We start from the raw sequence: 18,307 nt of genomic DNA on the forward strand, positions 1-18,307 counted from the left end.
CGTCGGCAATTCCGGGCCTGCCGGCCGGATCCGGCGACATCGGGCGAACGAGAACGCGCATACTCGTTTCGTATCCAACCCGCCGGGCGCGGCAACGCGTACGCGCGCCCCGTATAACCGATCCGTTCATCATGTCCCGAGCGCCACATGTCCCGTTCGCGCCGAGCCGCGGAAACGCACGACGAAAGTCGAGACAATTCGATCGCGCGTTGCGCCGGCCAGATACCTATCCCCATCCCGCCGGCCGGATCGAGCGGATCGAAACCCATCTGTCCGTCGTTTATCTGGCCGGGCGCTACGCGTACAAGCGCATCAAGCCGGTGCGCTTCGCCTTCGTGGATCTCGTGCAGCCGGCGCGGCGGCGCCGCTGCGCGCTCGCGGAGTGCACGCTCAACCGGCCGTTCGCCGGCCCGCTGTACCTGGGCGTCTGGCCGCTCGTCACGCATGGCCGGCGGTGCGCGTTCGGTGCACCGGTGCCGACCGGCGGGCGCCGGCAGCGGACGGCGCCGGGCGAGTACGTGGTGCGCATGCGCCGGTTCGACGCGCACGCGATGCTGTCGGCTCGCAGCGCATCGCACGACGACGGTCTCGCGGACGCGGACGCCCTCGCCGATACGCTGGCCCGCCATCATCTGCACGCGTCGCGCCGTGCGCCGCGCGGCCATCCCGGCAGCGCGGCGAGCGTCGCGGCCCAGTGCCGGCCCTTGCTCGACACGCTCGACGTCGCGGTGCCGGACGAAGCCGTGCTGCACGCCTGGTACGAAGCCGAACTGACCCGCATCGCACCGCGGCTCGCCGATCGGCATGCGCTCGGTTTCGTGCGCGCATGTCACGGGGACCTGCATCTCGATAACATCGTGCGCTGGCGGAACCGGATCCTGATGTTCGACTGCGTCGAATTCGACGACGCGCTGCGCTGGATCGACGTGGCGAGCGATCTCGCGTTCGCGCTGATGGATTTCTCCGCTCACGGACGCGAGGATTGCGCCCACCGCCTCCTTTCCGGCTGGCTGGCGCGGACGGGCGACCATGCTGCACTCGGCGTGCTGCCGTGCTACTTCGTCTACCGTGCGCTGGTGCGCGCGCTGACCGCCCGGCTGCGCGGCGACGCAGCGGCACGCGCCCGCTATCTGCGCATTGCGTCGGCGATGGCCGACGCACGACGCGATGCGCAGCCGGCGTTGCTCCTGTGTCACGGGGTTTCCGGTTCGGGCAAGTCGCTGGCGAGCCGTGCGCTGGCCGAGCGGCTCGGCGCCATCCGGCTGTCCAGCGACGTCGAGCGCAAGCGCCTGGCCGGGGCATCGGCCGGCACCCGCCTGCCCGCCGTTGCCTATTCGGATACGGCGATCGACGAGATCTACGACCGACTGCTTTCGGAGGCTCGCGTGGTCATCGACAGCGGCTACACGGCGATCGTCGATGCGACGTTCCTGCGCCGGCGCAACCGGACGGCGTTCATCGCGCTCGCCGCCCGGCTCGGCGTGCGCGTCGCGATGCTCGATTTCACTGCGAGCCGGGCAACGCTCGCCGCGCGTGTCGCTGCCCGGGCGGCACGCGGACGCGATGCCTCCGATGCCGATGCCGCCGTGCTGGCCCGGCAGATCGAGCATGCCGATCCGCTGACCGAAGCTGAAGCAGCGATCGCGATTCGTTTCGACACCGATTGCGATGCCGCGGCGTATGAAAGCGGCGCGTTCTGGGCGCCGTTGCTCGCCGCGCTGCACGCGTAGGCACGCGGCGCGGCTCGTGCCGGACGCCAGGATGGCGCGATCCGCCCGCACGAAGGCGGCTCGCTCGGCTTTCGAGGTGGTTCGCCCCCAACTTCGCCCGGGGCGGCTTCCCCCCGCTGCGGTTCGTTCACTTGCTGCAAGAAATCGACCGGGTTTCCGTTCGATCGCCCGTCGCACTAATCTGCAACACACTTTCAACCAATCGAACAAGAATCGACGAAAAAATGGGCGAGCAAAATCTCCGGTTCGCCATTAAAATGCACCGCTTGGTTAATTTCTACAGCTAACCAGGCTGCACGATCAGGACCTGCGAAGCCCGCGCATGCATGCCGTGCGGCGCCTTCTCCACGTGTTCGAACGGGGCCACCCACGGCGCCCTCTTCCCGCCTTTCGATGCAGCCCGGCGCAAACGGATAAGAAGACACTCATGTCCAAGCAATCCCCTGCAGAGCCGATTCGTGCTGCCGCCCGAGTCGGCCTGACCGCCGCGGGCGCGGTCTCGCTCCTTCTCGGCCTTTATTTCGTCATCGGCGGCGGCATGCTCGTCGCCCGCGGCGGGAGCGCGTACTACCTGCTGGCCGGGCTCGCCCTGTGTGCGACCGGCGTCCAGCTCGCCCGGCGCCGCGCCAGTGCGGTCGCGATCTACCTCGTGATGCTGATCGCCACGGTGCTGTGGGCCGTGTGGGAAGTCGGCTTCGCGTTCTGGCCGCTCAACGCGCGGATCTTCATGTTCTCGATGATCGGCATGCTGCTCGCGCCGGCCTGGCCGCTGCTGCGCCGTGCCGAAGGCCGGGCACCCGCACGCGGCATGGCATGGGGCATTGCCGCACTCCTGCTCGCCTGCAACGGCGCGTTCGTCTACGGCATGTTCGTGCCGCACGGCACGTTCGGCACCGAGACGCCCGTGCCGGCGGCCGGCAATGCAGGCACCGACGACTGGACGGCCTACGGTCACTCGGACGGCGGCGACCGCTTCACGCGCTACGCGCAGATCGATCGCGACACGGTGAAGCACCTGCAGGTCGCGTGGACGTTCCGCACCGGCGACACGCCGCTCAGCCCGGACGGCGGCGGCTCGGAGGATCAGCAAACCCCGCTGCAGGTCGGCAAGACGCTGTTCCTGTGCTCGCCGCACAACACCGTGATCGCCGTGGATGCCGCGACGGGCGCGGAGAAATGGCGCCATGCGTTCCCGACCAAGACGACGGTCTGGGTGCGCTGCCGCGGCCTCGCGTACTTCGATGCGGACAAGCCGCTCGTGCAGCCGACCGTCGCCGGATCGACGCCGGTCCTGCCGGTCGCCGCGTCCGGGGATCCGGCCGTGTGCCGCCGCCGCATTTTCATGAACACGATCGACGCGAAGCTCGTCGCGCTCGATGCGGACACCGGCAAGCTGTGCGACGGCTTCGGCGATCACGGCATCGTCGACCTGAAGGCCGGCCTCGGTAACGCGAAGAGCCCGTTGTACCAGCTCACGTCCCCGCCGACGGTCGCGGGCACGACGGTGGTCACGGGCGGCCGTGTCGCCGACAACGTGTCGCTCGACATGCCCGGCGGCGTGATCCGCGGCTTCGACGTGATGACCGGCAAGATGAAGTGGGCATTCGATCCGGGCAATCCGGACGATCACGCGCAGCCGGCGCAAGGCAAGACCTTCGTGCGCTCGACGCCGAACGTGTGGGCGCCGATGACCTACGATGCGACGTCGAACACGGTCTACATGCCGGTGGGCAACGCGGCGATCGACCTGTGGGGCGTGAAGCGCACCGCGCTCGACGAGAAATACGGCGCGTCCCTCCTCGCGCTCGACGCCACGACGGGCGCGGAAAAGTGGCACTTCCAGACGGTCCACCACGACCTCTGGGACTACGACGTGCCGATGCAGCCGACGCTGATCGAGTTCCCCGCGGAAGGCGGCAAGCGCGTGCCGGCGCTGATCGTCGGCACCAAGATGGGCCAGCTGTTCGTGCTCGACCGCGTGACCGGCAAGCCGCTGACGCAGGTCGTCGAACATCCGGTCAAGACCGCGTCGATTCCTAACGAGCCGTATTCGAAGACCCAGCCGCTGTCCGTCGGCATGCCGCAGATCGGCGCCGACGTGCTCAAGGATTCGGACATGTGGGGCGTCACGCCGATCGACCAGCTGATGTGCCGCGTGATCTTCCGCGGCATGCGCTACGACGGCCTCTTCACCGCGCCGGACACCGATCGCTCGCTCAGCTTCCCGGGTTCGCTCGGCGGCATGAACTGGGGCGGCCTGTCGTACGATCCGAACGCGGACATGATCTACGTGAACGACATGCGCCTGGGCCTCTGGGTCCACCTGGAGCAGGAGAAGAACCGCGGCGGCGCTTCCGACGGCAACGAATCGGTGAACGCGGGCATGGGTGCCGTGCCGCTCGGCGGCACGCCGTACTCGGTGCTGAAGGACCGCTTCCTCTCGCCGATCGGCATCCCGTGCCAGAAGCCGCCGTTCGGCAGCCTCACCGCGGTCGACCTGAAAACCCGCCGCATCGCATGGCAAGTCCCGCTCGGTACCGTGAAGGACACGCGCCTTCACGGCGTGCAGATGAACATGCCGTCACCGATCGGCATGCCCACCATCGGCGGCTCGCTGACGACCGGCGGCGGTCTCGTGTTCTTCGCCGCAACGCAGGACTACTACCTGCGCGCGTTCGACAGCTCGACGGGCAAGGAACTGTGGAAGGCACGATTGCCGGTGGGGAGCCAGGGCACGCCGATGAGCTATACAATCGGCGGCAAGCAGTACATCGTCATCTCGGCAGGCGGTGCGCGCCAGTCGCCCGATCGGGGCGACTACGTGGTGGCTTACGCCCTGCCCGACAGCAAGTAAGCGCCGGAATCGACCGGATCGCGTGCGGGACGGGGCGGCGAGGGTTGCCGCACCGTCCCGCATTCAGCGCGTCACCTCACTGTCTTGACTGCATGCTACCGTTGTCCATGACTCGTTCCTTTCCCGCCTCCCGCACCCGAAATCACGACCTCACGCCGGGACGCTGCCGATCGCGCCGGCCGGCGGCCGTCACACGTTTCGCACTGCGCATCGGTGCGGCCGCAACGGCCATTGCCGCACACGCGTCGGCGGCCCATGCGCAAAGCAGCGTGACGCTGTACGGCACGATCGACACGAGCATCGAGATCACGAATCCCGGCGCGGGTTACGTCGCCCGGATGGATTCCGGCGCGTATCGCGGCTCGCGCATCGGCGTGCGCGGCGCGGAGGATATCGGCAACGGCGTGAAGATCCAGTTCGATCTCGAGAACGGCTTCGGCTCGGCGGACGGCACCCTGGCCACCGCCAACACGTTGTTCAACCGCCAGGCCTGGATCGGCGTGAGCTCACGCTACGGCACGGTGCGGGTCGGCCGTCAGTATTCGCCGATCTACATCCCGTTCAAGGGGCAGCTCGATGCGTTCGGGGCCGGCACGATCGCGTCGGGGCTGAACAATCTGTCGAAAATCACGCCGTACGAAAGCAATGCGATCACGTACCTGTCTCCCGAGGTGCACGGCTTTTCGACCACGATCATGGCGTCGTTGCGCGACGCGAAGGACGGCGACGGCAACGGGCTGGCAGGCCACATCGAGACGTTCGCCTGGCATGACGGCCCGCTGCGCATTTCGTACGCACACCAGCAAACCCACGGCAGCGGCGCACTGCGCGCCAACCTCGGCGGCGTGTCCTATGCGTTCGGCCCGGTGACGGCTTTCCTGTCGTACTTCAATGGCGACGGCGGAACGCCGCGATATCACAGCGACGGCGTGTCGGCTTCCGCACGCTACGCGGTGAACGCGCGTTTTCGCGCGTCGCTGGGTTATACGTGGCTGCGCGACCGGTCGGGCCGCGACAACGATGCCGACCAGTTCAGCGCGGCATGCGAATACGATGTGTCGAAGCGGGTGCTGGTCTATGCGAGTGCCGCGTGGCTTCACAACCGCGGCCAGGCCACCTACACGCTGAGAGGCGTGAACGTGACCGGCCTCACGCCTTCGTGGCCGGGTGCGTCGGTGCGCGGTATCCAGTTCGGCGTGATCGATCGTTTCTAGACGACGCGCACGTCCGCGGCCGATGTCGCGATCGACGCGACGCGCCCCTTTCGCTAAAAGAATTTCGCAAGCCACCCCGGCGCCGCCGCGCGATCGAACACCACGTGCAGCTCCGGGCTGAACGAGCCGAATTCAAGCCCGTGCCGCGTCGCCAGCAGCGTCAGCGCCTGGCTCGTATAAAACGAAATATGCCCGTTGCGCGGCACGCAGTACCACCATTGCTCGATCCCGCGCGCGAGGATCTCCGGCGTGATCAGGGACGTCTGGAACAGCAGTGCGCCGGCAGGCGCCCGGTAGCGGATGATGTCGGCGAACAGGCTTCGCGGATCCGGATGATGCTCGAAGACCTCGAACGACAGGATCGAATCGAACTGCCCCTGCGGCGCGACGGGATGGCTGAACGGATCATACGAAGTCACGTCCGCGAAGCCGCGCGCGGACAACTTCTTTTCCAGCAGCCCGAGCCCCGAGCCGAAATCGAGAATGCGGGTCTCGCGCATCGACGGAAAGCTCGTGCAGATCAGGTCGGCGTGCTGCTGCGGACGATGCTCGAGATACTCCGGATCGTGGCGCGCGTAGTCGTCGTTGTACACGTGACGCGCAAAATCGTCGTGCGTCCAGTGGTCGAAGGCCGGCGTACACGTGAATCCGCATTGCCGGCACGCGTAGTAGTAGATCGGCACGCCCACGAACGGATCGACCTTTTTCCCGGCGATCATGTCGGCGCCGCAGCGCGAAAAATCGACCACGCCGCAGATGTCCGCGTCGGCACCGCACACCTTGCAGGCGATCGTCGCCGGATGGTTGGCCGGAATGTCAATCATGTTGCAGTCCCCTGGTTGGCTTCAGGCGTACGCGCCACCCGCTCGGTCACGTCGCCCCGGCGCCCCGGCGCCGTCTGCCGGAACGGCGTGGCCGACGGCTACCGCGGCGAATCGTCCCGATCCGCGCACGATACCCGGTTTCTGGCGAACATTTGTTAAATAGCTTGAATAGCCGACAACCGGTCGACAATTTGCCTTAACATCCGGCCACACGATCGACCACGGGCTTCAGCAAGGACCGCGGTCACCATTTTCAACGGCGCGAAAACGGGCGCGGCTTTCATTCGAACGGACGGACCGACCATGTTCCAATCACCAGGAGACTCCTTCGTCGGCGGCTCGCTGCTCGGCCTGTGCGTCGAGGTGCCGCTCGCCGTGCTCGTTTCGCTGATGATGCATGGCGTCGACTGGACCGGGCCGCGCATCGCGATGCTCGTCGCGACGCCGGTACTGATCGCGTGCACCGTGCTGCTGACCCGCCCGGTGGCATTCAGCACCGTATGGAAGCACAAGCGCTCGCCGTTCGAGCTGGACGACAATGTGCGCGCGTCGATCTACGGCCGGCTGACCGGCATCGCGCTCGGCCTGGTGTTCGGCATCATGGTCGCGACGACGTTCGCCTGATTCGATCCGCGCGACAGTCACCTACCGGCGTGTGAAGCGCCGGTCGCGCATCACGCCGACGCCACCAGCGCGTTGAACGACGTATCCCAGAACGGCGCGACGTTGGCCGGCCCATCCAGCACGCCGATTCGCGCGAATACGTCCGCGACTCGTTGATGCTGCGCGATCACGTCAGGCGTGACGGGCAGCAGTGCGTAGTCGTCGCTGCGCTGCGCGAACATCGCCTCGAGATCGGCAACCGGCACGCGCGTTTCGCCGTTCTGCGCGCGCGCATACGCGCCGAAATGCCCGTTCGCCCACGCATACGCGCGCTGGAACCGCAGCAGCAGATCGCCGGTCGCCGCGCGCCGGCGCGGGTCGTCCAGCGTGCGCGGGTTCGCATAGATCGGGAAATTGCCGGACAGATAGCCCTTGCCCGTCTTCAGCACGCGCGCCCCGTAACGGTTGCGCGCGAGCTGGCCGTTGTAGCCGTAGATCGCCCACGCGTCGAGGTCGCCGCGGTCGTACGCGGACAACCCGTCGGTCGGCGACAGGTTGATCGGATGGATGTCGTCGAAACCGAGGCCGGCCTCCGCGAGCTGCCGGTACAGGAAATAGTGCGACGTCGTCGCGCGCACATACCCGACGCGCTTGCCCTTCAGGTCCGCGATGCCGAGGATCGGCGTGTCCTTGCGCGCGAGCGTGACCTGGTTGTTCAGATCTTCCCGCGTACGCGAGATGAACCGGACGCTGGCCTTCTGGCGTGCGGCGAACACCGCGGGAATCTCGCTGCCCGAGCCGATGTCGAGCGCATCCGCGTTCAGCGCCTCGATGTGCAGCACGCCGTTGTTAAGCTCGCGCCACTCGATCCGGTACGGCGTGTCGCTCAGGCCGGCCGCCTGCAGCAGCGCGCGCCAGCCGCCCTTGTAGGTCGCGACGCGCAGCGTGGTGCCGGCAAGATCGGCGTTGACGGTCGGCGCGGCAAGCGCGACCCGCGCGACCACGGGGCCCGCCGCGATCGCGGCGCCGGCGAGCAGCAGGCGGCGGCGTGCCGCCGAAGTTGACGCCATCGGATACTCCTGTCGATTGAACGGTAAAGGGAAAAAGGAAGCCGCCGTGCGCGACGGCCGACGTGCGTCAATGCAGCGAAGGAAAACCGTGGCGCTCGGCCAGCAGATCGAGGATGCGGCGCGGGTCGGTGACGAAGCGCGTCGTGCCGAGCGCTTGCGCGTCGTCCGGCGCCGGTTGCGCGCTACCGAGCACGAGCACCGGCAGGCCTTGATGCGCGTCGTCGAGCACGTCGATCACCGCGTGCCGCGGCCGTTCGAAACCGACCCGGCGCACGTCGAGGCGGCCGGCCCGCTCGGGCGCGCTCGCAAGCAGGCCTTCGATCGCCAGTCCGTGAGGACAGACGAAGTGTCGGCCCGGATACTTCGGATCGGCAAAGCCCGGTTCCAGCAGAAACAACACATCCCGACTCATTTCACACGGCTCCCATATTCGTGGTTCAACCGGGCTGCACGCAGCGTGCGCTGCGCCCGGCGCTGGCCGGCTCGCGGCCGGATGCCCGACTCTACTGCCTTGCATCGCGCGGCCCTACCAACGTTTTGCGGAATCGATATGCAGGCGTGCCTACCGCATCGGCCGCGCGTCTCACAGAGCCGCGTTGCATAAAAACATCGTCATCCGAACGGATCTCGTCGCGATATCCAACGATTTCATCGATCGATATGCGCACGACCGCGCATGGCCGTCGCGCGATGTTCGCCATCCATGCCGATACGTCCGCTGCAGCACGCGTGCCGGACGCGATCGCGGCGCACGCGTCGAGCGTGCAGCGGCACGCATTGCAATTCGCTCGCGCAGCGAATTGCAAACCACGGATCGAACGTTCGTCGACCGGACCGACGTCAATAGCATCGTGATCCTCGCAGATTCACCCATAAAAAAGAGGTTATTCATGATCAAGAAGTCGGTAGTCCTGGGTTTGGTTTCGATCGGTTCCATCGGCGCGCATGCGCAGAGTTCCGTCACGCTGTACGGCGTCGTCGACGCCGGCTTTGCCTATACGAACAGCCAGGGCGGCGCGAGCAACATCCAGCAGACGAGCGGCAAGCTGAGCGGCAGCCGCTGGGGCCTGAAAGGCAACGAGGATCTCGGCGGCGGCCTGGCGGCCGTGTTCACGCTCGAAAGCGGCTTCCGGCCGAGCGACGGCGGGCTCGGCCAGGGCGGCCGCCTGTTCGGCCGCTCCGCGTACGTGGGCCTGAGCAAGGCCGACCTCGGCACGCTGACGTTCGGCCGCCAGTACGAGCCGATCACCGATCTCGTCGCGCAGTACGCGGGGTCCGGATTCTGGTCGCCGGCCACCCATGTCGGCGACAACGACAACCTGAACCAGAGCTTCCGGATCAACAACGCGGTGAAGTTCCGCAGCGCGACGATCGCCGGTTTCACCGCCGACGTGCTGTACGCGTTCAGCAACCAGGCCAACGGCGGCGCGGGCACCGGCTTCTCGAACAACAACGCATGGGGCGTGTCGGCGAACTACGTGAACGGCCCGCTGTCGGCGGGCGCCGGCTACGTGCGGCTCAACCACCCGAACGCGACGTCGAACACGAGCGGCGCGGTTGGCGGCGCGACCACGACGACCGGCAACGACTACAGCGGCGCGTTCTTCTACGGGCTGAACGGCGGCGTGCGCAAGCAGCAGATCGGCGTCGCGGGCGCGAACTACGCGCTCGGCCGCGCGACCCTTGGCTTCGCGTGGAGCCACACGCAGCTCGACTATGTCGACGGCTCGTCGCGCAAGTTCAACAACTACGACGTGAACGGGCGCTACCAGATCACGCCGGCGGCGACGCTGATCGGCGTCTACACGTTCACCGACGGACGCGCGAGCGGCTTGCCGGGCACCGGCGGCCAGACGCTGAAGCCGCGCTGGCACCAGTTCACGCTCGGGTTCGACTATGCGTTGTCGAAGCGCACCGACATTTACCTGTCCGGCATCTATCAGCTGGCCGCGGGCGATGCGAGCACCGCAACGTCCGGTGGCTATCGCCGGATCGCGGCAATCTCGAACATCGGCAGCGCATCGTCGACGAATCGGCAGCTCGCGTTCGTCAGCGGGCTGCGCGTGAAGTTCTGAGCGTTCGCGCAGCCGGCGCGGCGCGATAAGCAAAGCGGGAATCGTTGTTTGCCGCGTCGCGCCCGGTTGCCGAGAATGTCCGTTTTTCCGGATGCTGCCGCGCCCGCGCGCGGCACGGCTTCTCTCATGACCGACTCTCCTTCCCGCCCACGCCGCACCGGCCGACGCGCGGCGCTGCGCCAGCTCGCCGGCGGCTGGGCCGCCGCGATGCTGCCGGCCGGCGGCGCGCTCGCGGGCCAGCCGCTCGCACCGCTGGACGTGCCGCCGTGGACGCGTACGCCGGGCGCACCGCTGCTGTCGCCGCCGTATGGCCTGCCGGGCGCGCACGAACGCGACGTCATCCGTCGCAGCGCGCGCACGCCGGCGTTGCCCGGCTCCGGCTCGTCGATGACGCCGCTCGCCGACCTGTTCGGCGACATCACGCCGAACGGCCTCGTCTACGAGCGCCATCACGCGGGCGTGCCCGAGATCGATGCGCAACGCCACCGCGTCGTCGTGCACGGCCTCGTGCGCGAGCCGCGCAGCTTCACGCTCGACGACCTGCTGCGCTTTCCGTCCGAATCGCGGATCCACTTCCTCGAATGCTCGGGCAATACCGGCAGCGAATGGAACGGCCCGAGCGGCCTGCCCGTCCAGTTCACGCACGGGCTGCTGTCGTGCTGCGAATGGACGGGCGTGCCGCTGTCGACGCTGCTCGACGAAATGGGCGTCGATCCGGCCGCGCAGTGGCTGCTCGCCGAAGGCGCGGACGGCGCGGCGATGACGCGCAGCCTGCCGCTCGACCGGATTCTCGAACGCGCGCTCGTCGTCTATGCGCAGAACGGCGAGCGGCTGCGCCCCGAGAACGGCTACCCGGTGCGGCTGATCGTGCCGGGCTTCGAAGGCAACACGAACATCAAGTGGCTGCGGCGGCTGAAGCTCGTGCGCGCGCCGGAGATGACGCGCGAGGAAACGTCGAAGTACACGAGCCTGCTGCCGAACGGCTGCGCCCGCCAGTTCGTGTTCGAGATGGACGCGAAATCGGTGATCACGCGCCCGTCGGCCGGCCACCGGCTCGCGTCGCACGGCTACTACCCGATCAGCGGCTATGCGTGGTCGGGGCGCGGCCGGGTGCGCGCGGTCGACGTCTCGACCGACGGCGGCCGCACCTGGCGCGCCGCGCGGCTCGCGGGCGACGTGCGCGATCGCGCGCTGACGCGCTTCGAAGCCGACTGGGTCTGGAACGGCGAGCCCGCCGACCTGCAAAGCCGCGCGACCGACGAAACGGGCTACGTGCAGCCGACCCGCGACGCGCTCGTCGCCGCACGCGGCGTCAACTCGCAATACCACTACAACGGCATCCAGAACTGGCGCGTCGGCGCGGACGGGGAGGTGCGCAATGCGTAACACGATCGTGCGTCGGCTCGCGTCGTGCGCGGTCGTGTCGGGCTCGCTCGGCGCGCTCGCGTTGTCGGCGCTACCCGCATTCGGTGCCGGCTTCGGCCTCGGTCAGCCGGTCGACCGCGCGGCGCTCGTCGCATGGGACATCGACGTCGCGCCCGACGGCAGCGGCCTGCCGCCCGGGGCGGGCACGGTCGCGCGCGGCGCGCACGTGTTCGCCGACAAGTGCGCGATGTGCCACGGCGCCGGCGGCCAGGGCGGCGTCGGCGATCCGCTCGTCGGCGGCCTCGGCTCGCTGGCCGGCGCGAAGCCGAAAAAAACGGTCGGCAGCTACTGGCCGTATGCGACGACGCTGTTCGACTACATCCGCCGCGCGATGCCGTACAACGCACCGCAATCGCTGAGCGCGGACGAAGTCTATGCGGTCACGGCCTACGTGCTGCACCTGAACGGCATCGTGCCGGACGACACGACGCTCGACGCGCGCACGCTGCCGCGCGTCAGGATGCCGAATCGCGACGGCTTCGTGCCCGACCCGCGGCCGGGACGACTGTGACGCGACGCGATCCACCGGCCGGCACGACGCAGAACGGCCCGGCAAGACTGCCGGCATCGCGTGCCGGATTTTTTCGTTCGGCGCCAGCGCGCCGCGCAGGGAGGAGCCTACCTTGACCGACACATCCGCCGCGGCCCGGGCCGACGCGCCGCTCGTGGCGTCGCCGTTCGTCGACGTCCGTTCGCCGGCCGATTTCCCCGCCAGCCCCGCGTCGCGCGTGCTCGCGCAGCCGCTGATGCTCGGGCTGTTCCTGCCGATCCAGGCCGGCGGCTGGAGCGCCTCGACGCTGCCGCGCTCGACCGACTGGACGTTCGACTACAACGCCGACCTGGTCGCGCGCGCCGAGGCGTTCGGCTTCGATCTCGTGTTCGCGCTGTCGCAGTGGTTGCCGAAAGGCGGCTACGGCGGCGTGTTCGACGGCCAGGCGCTCGACTCGTTCATGACGCTCGCGGCGCTCACCGCGCGCACCGAACGGATCATCCTCGTCGCGACGAGCCACGTGCTCTACGGGCCGTGGCATCCGCTGCATTTCGCGAAGTTCACGGCGACGCTCGATCACATCTCGCGCGGACGCTGGGGCATCAACGTCGTGACCGGCCACCGCGCGATCGAACACGAGATGTTCGGCTGGAACCGGATCGAGCACGACCGTCGTTACGAGATGGCCGCCGAGTTCGTCGACGCGGTCAGCCAGCTGTGGGCCCAGCCGGACAACTTCAGCTATGCGCCCGCGCTGTCGAGCTGGCGGCTCTCCGGCGCGTTCGTCACGCCGAAGCCGCGCTACGGCCGCCCGCTGCTGATCAACGCGACCGGCTCCGACGCCGGCATCGATTTCGCGGCCCGCTATTCGGACATCGTGTTCGTCACGAGCCCGGCCGGCCCTGACGTCGATCTCGCGCTGGACGCGCTGCCCGCGCATACGGCCCGCGTGAAGGCGGCCGCCGCCGCGCGCGGCAGGACGATCCGCACGCTGCTCAATCCGCTCGTGATCTGCCGCGAGACGGCGGCCGAGGCGCGCGCGTACCGCGACGCGATCGTCGCGCATGCGGACGAAGGCAGCTTCCACCGCTTCGACAGCGACGCCCATGCGTGGCGCGGCGGCTTCGAACAACGCGCGCAGGCGGCCGCGCGTGCGATCGGCGGCAACATCTCGATCACGGGCTCGCCCGAGGAAGTCGCCGACTACATCGTGCGGCTGCATCGCGCGGGCATCGACGGCATCCAGTTGAGCTTCTACGACTTCAGGCCGGATCTCGACTTCTTCGGCGCACGCGTGCTGCCGCTGCTGCGCGACGCCGGCCTGCGGCGCTGAACTCAGGCAGCCGCGGCCGCCGCGGCGCCGGGCACGGCCGACGCGCGCCGCGCCGCGGGGCGCCGCAATCCGAGGTGATCGCGCAGCGTGCTGCCGGCGTAGTCGCTGCGGAACAGCCCGCGACGACGCAATTCGGGCAGCACGAGCGCGATGAAATCGTCGAGGCCGCCGGGCAGGGTCGGCGCCATCACGTTGTAGCCGTCCGCGCCGTAATGCAAGAACCGTTCCTCGAGCGCATCGACGATCTGCTCCGGCGTGCCGACGAGCTGCCAGTGGCCGCGCGCGCCCGCGATGCGCAGGTACAGCTCGCGGATCGTCAGGTTCTCGCGGCGCGCGAGCTCGAGCGTCAGCGTCTGCCGGCTCTTGCTCGCATTCGTTTCCGGCAGCGGCGGGATCGGGCCGTCGAGCGGATAGGCGGACAGGTCGACGCCGCCGGTCAGGCCCGACACGAGCGCGAGTCCGACCTTCGGGTCGATCAGCGCCTGCAGCGCGTCGAACTTCTCCTTCGCCTCGCTCTCGGTGCGACCGACCACCGGAAAGACGCCGGGCATGATCTTCAGCGTGTCGGGGTCGCGGCCGAACGCGGCGAGCTGCCCCTTCACGTCCGCGTAGAACGCGATCGCGTCGTCGAGCGTCTGCTGCGCGGTGAAGATCACCTCGGCCGTGCGCGCGGCCAGCCGCGTGCCGGCCGCCGACGAGCCGGCCTGCACGATCACCGGCTGCCCCTGCGGCGCGCGCGGCACGTTCAGCGGCCCGTCCACCCGGAAGAAGCGGCCGCGATGAGCGAGCACGTGGCGCTTGTCCGGGTCGAAGAAGCGGCCGCTGGCACGGTCGCGCACGAACGCGTCGTCGTCCCAGCTGTCCCACAGTCCGCGCACGACGTCGGCGAATTCCTCCGCGCGCGCATAGCGTTCGCCGTGATCGAAATGCGCATCGCGGTTGAAGTTGCGCGCTTCGTGCGCGCTCGACGACGTGACGAGGTTCCATCCGGCGCGGCCGCCGCTGATGTGGTCGAGCGACGCGAACTTGCGTGCGATGTGGAACGGCTCGTTGAAGCTCGTCGACGCGGTGCCGACGAGGCCGATGCGTTCGGTGACGGCCGCGAGTGCCGACAGCAGCGTCAGCGGCTCGAACTGCGCGACGTAGCTGTGCGCGGTGCGGCTCAGGAATTCGACGTCGTCGCCGCGCGTGCCGACGCCGTCCGCGAGGAACACGAGGTCGAACTTCGCGGCCTCGGCCGCCTGCGCGAGCCGCACGTAATGACGAAAGTCGACACCGGCGTCCGCCTGCGAGCCGGGATGGCGCCACGCGGCGATGTGATGGCCGGTCGGATACAGGAACGCGCCGAGGTGCAGGTGGCCGGTGCGGGTCGTCATCGGGGAGCTCCGGGAAAGTGGGCTGCGGGCGCAGCGGAATCAGAACACGCGTCCTTCGGTCAGGTGCGTGGTCACGCCGTTCAGGTCGTAGTCGCCGATCACCCGCGCCTTGTGCAGCAGCGGGTTGTGGCTGAAGATCGTGCGCAGGTTGCGCCAGTGCCGGTCGAGGTTGTGCACGCGCGCGGTCGCCGACGCGCCGCCCACTTCGAACAGCCGTTCGGCCGCGTACAGCGCGAGCTTGCCGACGATCAGCTGCGTGCGCGCGGTCGCGAGCGCGCTGTCGAGCACGCGTTCGTGCGCGTCCGCCGCGCCGGCCTCGATCGCATCCGCGGAGCGGTCGAGCGCACGCGCGTTGTCGCGCACGAGCGCGTCGATCGCGTGGCTGTGCGCCGACAGCTCGCCGACGATCTGCTGGATGAAATGATCGTCGCGCGCGCTCGCCGCCGGGCTGTGCAGCACCGGCCGGCCATGCTCGAGCACGTAGCGGCGCGCGTCGGCCGCCACGTTGCGCACGATGCCCGCGCCCGTCGCGACGAGATGAAGCTGCCGCAGCGCGCCGCAATGGCGGCCGACGAGCGTCGAGCCGTCGCGGGCCGCGACTTCGTCCGCGAATACCTGCACGTCGTGCAGCAACAGGCTGCCGCTCGCGGTCATGCGCTGGCCCATGCCGTCCCAGTCGTCGAGCACCTGCACGCCGTCGCGCGCGACCGGGATGATCACGGCGAGCGCGTCGCCCTGCTCGTTCTCCACGTTGATGCGCGCGAAATCGGCAAACGCGGTGCCGGTCGAATAGTATTTGCGGCCGGTCACGCGATGGTGCGCGCCGTCGCGGCGCAGCACGGTCGTGTTCTCGCCTGGCCGCGACGTGCCGCGCTCGGTCGACGCGCCACCGAAGATCGCGCCGGCCAGCGCGCGCTCGAGCTGCACGTCGTTGAACGGCGTGCGCGGCGACAGCCGCAGCGTCTCGGTCAGGTCGTAGTGGATGCGCAGCGCGTGCGCGAGATTCGAATCGGCGGCCGCGAGCGTCGCGATCGTCTCGAACAGGTCGACCAGCGTGCCGCCCAGGCCGCCGCGTTCGACCGGAATCCTCAGCACGCCGAGCGCGGAACGGCGAAAGAGTGCGAAGCCTTCGAACGGCAGTTCGCGACGCGCCTCGCGTTGCGCGGCGTCGCGCCCGATCGCCGTCGCGAGTTCGGGCAGTGCGGCGAGCGCGGCGCGCAACGCGTCTTGCGGTTCGGCACCATGACGGGCATTCATGCAGCGGTTCCTCATCGTCGAAAAGCGACGGCCCGCCGCACGATTGCGCAGGCCGTCGCCGCAGCCCGCAGGCAGCACCGAAAAGTATAGGGACGCATCCGGTGCGCGTGAAAAACCGATTTCAGCTTTGGTTATGCGTGCGCCGGGAATGCGCACGCACATCGATACGGTCAGTGCGGGATGCCCCAGCGGCGCACCGTCACGCGTTCGAGCGTATCGAACACGAGATGCTCGACGAGCAGGCCGATCACGATGACGGCCGCGAGGCCCGCGAACACGCGGTCGGTATACAGCTCGTTGCGGTTCTGGAAGATGTACCAGCCGAGCCCGCCCTGCCCCGCGCTCGCGCCGAACACGAGTTCGGCCGCGATCAGCGTGCGCCACGCGAACGCCCAGCCGACGCGCAGCCCCGACAGGATCGACGGCAGCGCGGCCGGCACGAGAATCAGCGCGATCTGGCGCAGGCCGGTGAGGCCGTAGTTGCGCCCGGCCATCTTCAGCGTGGCCGGCACGCCGGCGAACCCCGTGTACATGCTGAGCGCGAGCGGCCAGAGCACCGCGTGCACCAGCACGAACAGCAGGCTGCCGGTGCCGAGCCCGAACCACAGCAGCGCGATCGGCAGCAACGCGATCGACGGCAGCGGATTGAACATCGACGTGAGCATCGACAGCACGTCGCGGCCGATGCGCGTCGACACCGCGAGCGAGGTCAGCACGAACGCGAGCAATACGCCGAGCGCATAGCCGCGCAGCAGCACCGACATCGAGATGCCCGTCTTCACCAGCAGTTCGCCCGACGCGATGCCCTGCACGAACGCGGTCAGCGTCGCGCCGAAGGTCGGCACGAGCAGGTCGTTCGCGACGATGCGCGCGATGATTTCCCATGCGGCGATCAGCACGAGCGCGATGACGGCGCGGCGAAACCCGCTCGCGCCGACGATGCGGCGCCACAGCGGTGCGGGCGCCGCACGTTCGGCGTCGGGCGGCGGGTCGAGCGCGCGCACGTATTCGGCGCGTACGGGCGGCAGCGGCGGCAGGACCGGATCGATCGTGCTCATGATGCGATGCCCTCCGTGGCCGGTGCTGCACGCGTTTCGTCCGCTACATCGGTATCGAACAGCAGATGATGAATGCGCGCGACGCGGTCGCGGAAGTCGCCGCTGCCGACGCTGTCGAGCGAATGATCGTGACTGTTGAGCTCCGCGCGCACGCGGCCCGGATGCGGCGACAGCAGCAGGATCCGGTTGCCGACGACGAGCGCCTCCTCGATCGAATGCGTGACGAACAGCAGCGTGAAGCGGAACTCGTCCCACAGGCGCAGCAGTTCCTCCTGCATCTTGCGGCGCGTGAGCGCGTCGAGCGCGGCGAACGGTTCGTCCATCAGCAGCACGCGCGGCTGCATCGCCAGTGCACGCGCGATCGCGACGCGCTGCTTCATGCCGCCGGACAGCGTGTGCGGATAGGCATCGGCGAACGCACCGAGGCCGACCTTGTCGAGATAGTGCAGCGCGCGCTCGCTTGCTTCGGCGCGCGACAGCTTCGCGGCCGCGCGCAACGGAAACGCGACGTTCTCGACGACCGTCTTCCACGGCGGCAACTGGTCGAATTCCTGGAACACGACGATGCGGTCGGGGCCCGGCCCTTGCACGGGCCGGCCGTCGAGCGCGATCGAGCCCGACACGGGCTCGATGAAGCCGGCGATCGCCTTCAGCAACGTGGACTTGCCGCACCCCGACGGGCCGAGCAGCACGAAACGGTCGCTGCCATACACGTCGAAGCTGACCTGATGGGTCGCGCGCACGATCCGCGCGCCGCTCCGGTATTCGAGGCTCACGCGATCGATCGCCAGCAGGCGCTCGCTGTGCGCGCCGGCCGGCGCGGACGCGGATGCCGGCCTGCTCGCCGCGTCGGTGTCGGTGACGGGTTGGGCGGGCGGTACGGCAGCGCCGCGCGCCGCGTACGGCGGCAGCCCGATTCGGGGAGAAGTGGCGTTCACGATCGAAACTCTTGCGGGTAAAGCATCAACATACGGCGGCACCGCGCGCGGCCCAACCAA

15 protein-coding genes are annotated in these 18,307 nt (G+C 68.8%); 8 read left to right on the forward strand and 7 right to left on the reverse strand.

Annotation, left to right across the window (positions count from 1 at the left end):
* Positions 1-131 precede the first annotated feature (131 nt).
* The 3 genes from U4012_RS07135 (at position 132) to U4012_RS07145 (ending at position 5,798) form a co-directional block, all read left to right on the forward strand.
* Positions 132-1,730 (forward strand): AAA family ATPase, encoded by a 1,599-nt coding sequence (locus U4012_RS07135; RefSeq protein WP_321797260.1) that lies wholly within the window; start codon positions 132-134, stop codon positions 1,728-1,730.
* A 427-nt stretch (positions 1,731-2,157) separates the two neighbouring features.
* Positions 2,158-4,584 carry a membrane-bound PQQ-dependent dehydrogenase, glucose/quinate/shikimate family gene (locus tag U4012_RS07140; protein ID WP_321797262.1) on the forward strand — a complete coding sequence of 809 codons (2,427 nt, stop codon included), beginning with the start codon at positions 2,158-2,160 and terminating at the stop codon, positions 4,582-4,584.
* A gap of 107 nt (positions 4,585-4,691) precedes the next feature.
* On the forward strand, positions 4,692-5,798 hold the full coding sequence (locus U4012_RS07145; protein WP_321797264.1) for a porin: 1,107 nt from the start codon (positions 4,692-4,694) through the stop codon (positions 5,796-5,798).
* 53 nt (positions 5,799-5,851) lie between these two features.
* Here U4012_RS07145 and U4012_RS07150 read toward each other — a convergent pair whose 3' ends face one another.
* Positions 5,852-6,622: a class I SAM-dependent methyltransferase gene (locus U4012_RS07150; protein WP_321797266.1), complete on the reverse strand. Its 771-nt coding sequence runs from the start codon at positions 6,620-6,622 to the stop codon at positions 5,852-5,854.
* Between the two features lie 303 nt (positions 6,623-6,925).
* Between U4012_RS07150 and U4012_RS07155 the strand changes: the two genes are divergently transcribed.
* Positions 6,926-7,246 (forward strand): hypothetical protein, encoded by a 321-nt coding sequence (locus U4012_RS07155; protein WP_044846518.1) that lies wholly within the window; start codon positions 6,926-6,928, stop codon positions 7,244-7,246.
* A 50-nt stretch (positions 7,247-7,296) separates the two neighbouring features.
* Here U4012_RS07155 and U4012_RS07160 read toward each other — a convergent pair whose 3' ends face one another.
* Complete coding sequence (locus tag U4012_RS07160; protein ID WP_321797269.1) at positions 7,297-8,295, reverse strand: ABC transporter substrate-binding protein; 999 nt, start codon at positions 8,293-8,295, stop codon at positions 7,297-7,299.
* 67 nt (positions 8,296-8,362) lie between these two features.
* Complete coding sequence (locus U4012_RS07165; protein ID WP_044846516.1) at positions 8,363-8,707, reverse strand: DUF3088 domain-containing protein; 345 nt, start codon at positions 8,705-8,707, stop codon at positions 8,363-8,365.
* Positions 8,708-9,185: 478 nt separating this feature from the next.
* Between U4012_RS07165 and U4012_RS07170 the strand changes: the two genes are divergently transcribed.
* The 4 genes from U4012_RS07170 to U4012_RS07185 all read left to right on the forward strand — a co-directional run bounded on the left by U4012_RS07170 (position 9,186) and on the right by U4012_RS07185 (position 13,618).
* The gene (locus U4012_RS07170; RefSeq protein WP_124485866.1) at positions 9,186-10,370 is read left to right on the forward strand and encodes a porin; all 1,185 of its coding nucleotides are present in this window, start codon (positions 9,186-9,188) and stop codon (positions 10,368-10,370) included.
* Between the two features lie 126 nt (positions 10,371-10,496).
* A complete protein-coding gene (gene soxC / locus U4012_RS07175) occupies positions 10,497-11,756 on the forward strand; it encodes a sulfite dehydrogenase (RefSeq protein WP_321797272.1) in 1,260 nt (419 codons plus the stop codon).
* On the forward strand, positions 11,749-12,306 hold the full coding sequence (locus U4012_RS07180) for a cytochrome c (protein WP_321797274.1): 558 nt from the start codon (positions 11,749-11,751) through the stop codon (positions 12,304-12,306). The genes soxC and U4012_RS07180 overlap by 8 nt, the downstream gene beginning before the upstream one ends.
* Before the next feature lie 112 nt (positions 12,307-12,418).
* Positions 12,419-13,618 carry an LLM class flavin-dependent oxidoreductase gene (locus U4012_RS07185; RefSeq protein ID WP_321797276.1) on the forward strand — a complete coding sequence of 400 codons (1,200 nt, stop codon included), beginning with the start codon at positions 12,419-12,421 and terminating at the stop codon, positions 13,616-13,618.
* 2 nt (positions 13,619-13,620) lie between these two features.
* Here the strand turns inward: U4012_RS07185 and U4012_RS07190 are convergent, their stop codons facing one another.
* From U4012_RS07190 to U4012_RS07205, 4 genes are all read right to left on the reverse strand, one after another.
* Complete coding sequence (locus U4012_RS07190; RefSeq protein ID WP_321797278.1) at positions 13,621-14,994, reverse strand: LLM class flavin-dependent oxidoreductase; 1,374 nt, start codon at positions 14,992-14,994, stop codon at positions 13,621-13,623.
* 39 nt (positions 14,995-15,033) lie between these two features.
* A complete protein-coding gene (locus U4012_RS07195) occupies positions 15,034-16,251 on the reverse strand; it encodes an acyl-CoA dehydrogenase family protein (RefSeq protein ID WP_321797281.1) in 1,218 nt (405 codons plus the stop codon).
* A 170-nt stretch (positions 16,252-16,421) separates the two neighbouring features.
* On the reverse strand, positions 16,422-17,309 hold the full coding sequence (locus U4012_RS07200; protein ID WP_321797283.1) for an ABC transporter permease: 888 nt from the start codon (positions 17,307-17,309) through the stop codon (positions 16,422-16,424).
* Positions 17,306-18,247 carry an ABC transporter ATP-binding protein gene (locus U4012_RS07205; RefSeq protein ID WP_415750360.1) on the reverse strand — a complete coding sequence of 314 codons (942 nt, stop codon included), beginning with the start codon at positions 18,245-18,247 and terminating at the stop codon, positions 17,306-17,308. The genes U4012_RS07200 and U4012_RS07205 overlap by 4 nt, the downstream gene beginning before the upstream one ends.
* Positions 18,248-18,307: the final 60 nt, after the last annotated feature.

Source organism: Burkholderia sp. BCC1988 (assembly GCF_905339895.1).
In the GTDB taxonomy this organism is placed as follows: Bacteria; Pseudomonadota; Gammaproteobacteria; order Burkholderiales; family Burkholderiaceae; genus Burkholderia.

What these genes read in the sequence shown, in the direction of transcription:
- U4012_RS07190 (WP_321797278.1), bottom strand. Translation starts at nt 14,994, where the DNA reads ATGACGACCCGCACCGGCCACCTGCACCTCGGCGCGTTCCTGTATCCG.
- U4012_RS07140 (WP_321797262.1), top strand. Translation starts at nt 2,158, where the DNA reads ATGTCCAAGCAATCCCCTGCAGAGCCGATTCGTGCTGCCGCCCGAGTC.
- U4012_RS07160 (WP_321797269.1), bottom strand. Translation starts at nt 8,295, where the DNA reads ATGGCGTCAACTTCGGCGGCACGCCGCCGCCTGCTGCTCGCCGGCGCC.
- U4012_RS07170 (WP_124485866.1), top strand. Translation starts at nt 9,186, where the DNA reads ATGATCAAGAAGTCGGTAGTCCTGGGTTTGGTTTCGATCGGTTCCATC.
- U4012_RS07135 (WP_321797260.1), top strand. Translation starts at nt 132, where the DNA reads ATGTCCCGAGCGCCACATGTCCCGTTCGCGCCGAGCCGCGGAAACGCA.
- U4012_RS07195 (WP_321797281.1), bottom strand. Translation starts at nt 16,251, where the DNA reads ATGAATGCCCGTCATGGTGCCGAACCGCAAGACGCGTTGCGCGCCGCG.
- U4012_RS07200 (WP_321797283.1), bottom strand. Translation starts at nt 17,309, where the DNA reads ATGAGCACGATCGATCCGGTCCTGCCGCCGCTGCCGCCCGTACGCGCC.
- U4012_RS07165 (WP_044846516.1), bottom strand. Translation starts at nt 8,707, where the DNA reads ATGAGTCGGGATGTGTTGTTTCTGCTGGAACCGGGCTTTGCCGATCCG.
- U4012_RS07180 (WP_321797274.1), top strand. Translation starts at nt 11,749, where the DNA reads ATGCGTAACACGATCGTGCGTCGGCTCGCGTCGTGCGCGGTCGTGTCG.
- soxC (WP_321797272.1), top strand. Translation starts at nt 10,497, where the DNA reads ATGACCGACTCTCCTTCCCGCCCACGCCGCACCGGCCGACGCGCGGCG.
- U4012_RS07155 (WP_044846518.1), top strand. Translation starts at nt 6,926, where the DNA reads ATGTTCCAATCACCAGGAGACTCCTTCGTCGGCGGCTCGCTGCTCGGC.
- U4012_RS07150 (WP_321797266.1), bottom strand. Translation starts at nt 6,622, where the DNA reads ATGATTGACATTCCGGCCAACCATCCGGCGACGATCGCCTGCAAGGTG.
- U4012_RS07145 (WP_321797264.1), top strand. Translation starts at nt 4,692, where the DNA reads ATGACTCGTTCCTTTCCCGCCTCCCGCACCCGAAATCACGACCTCACG.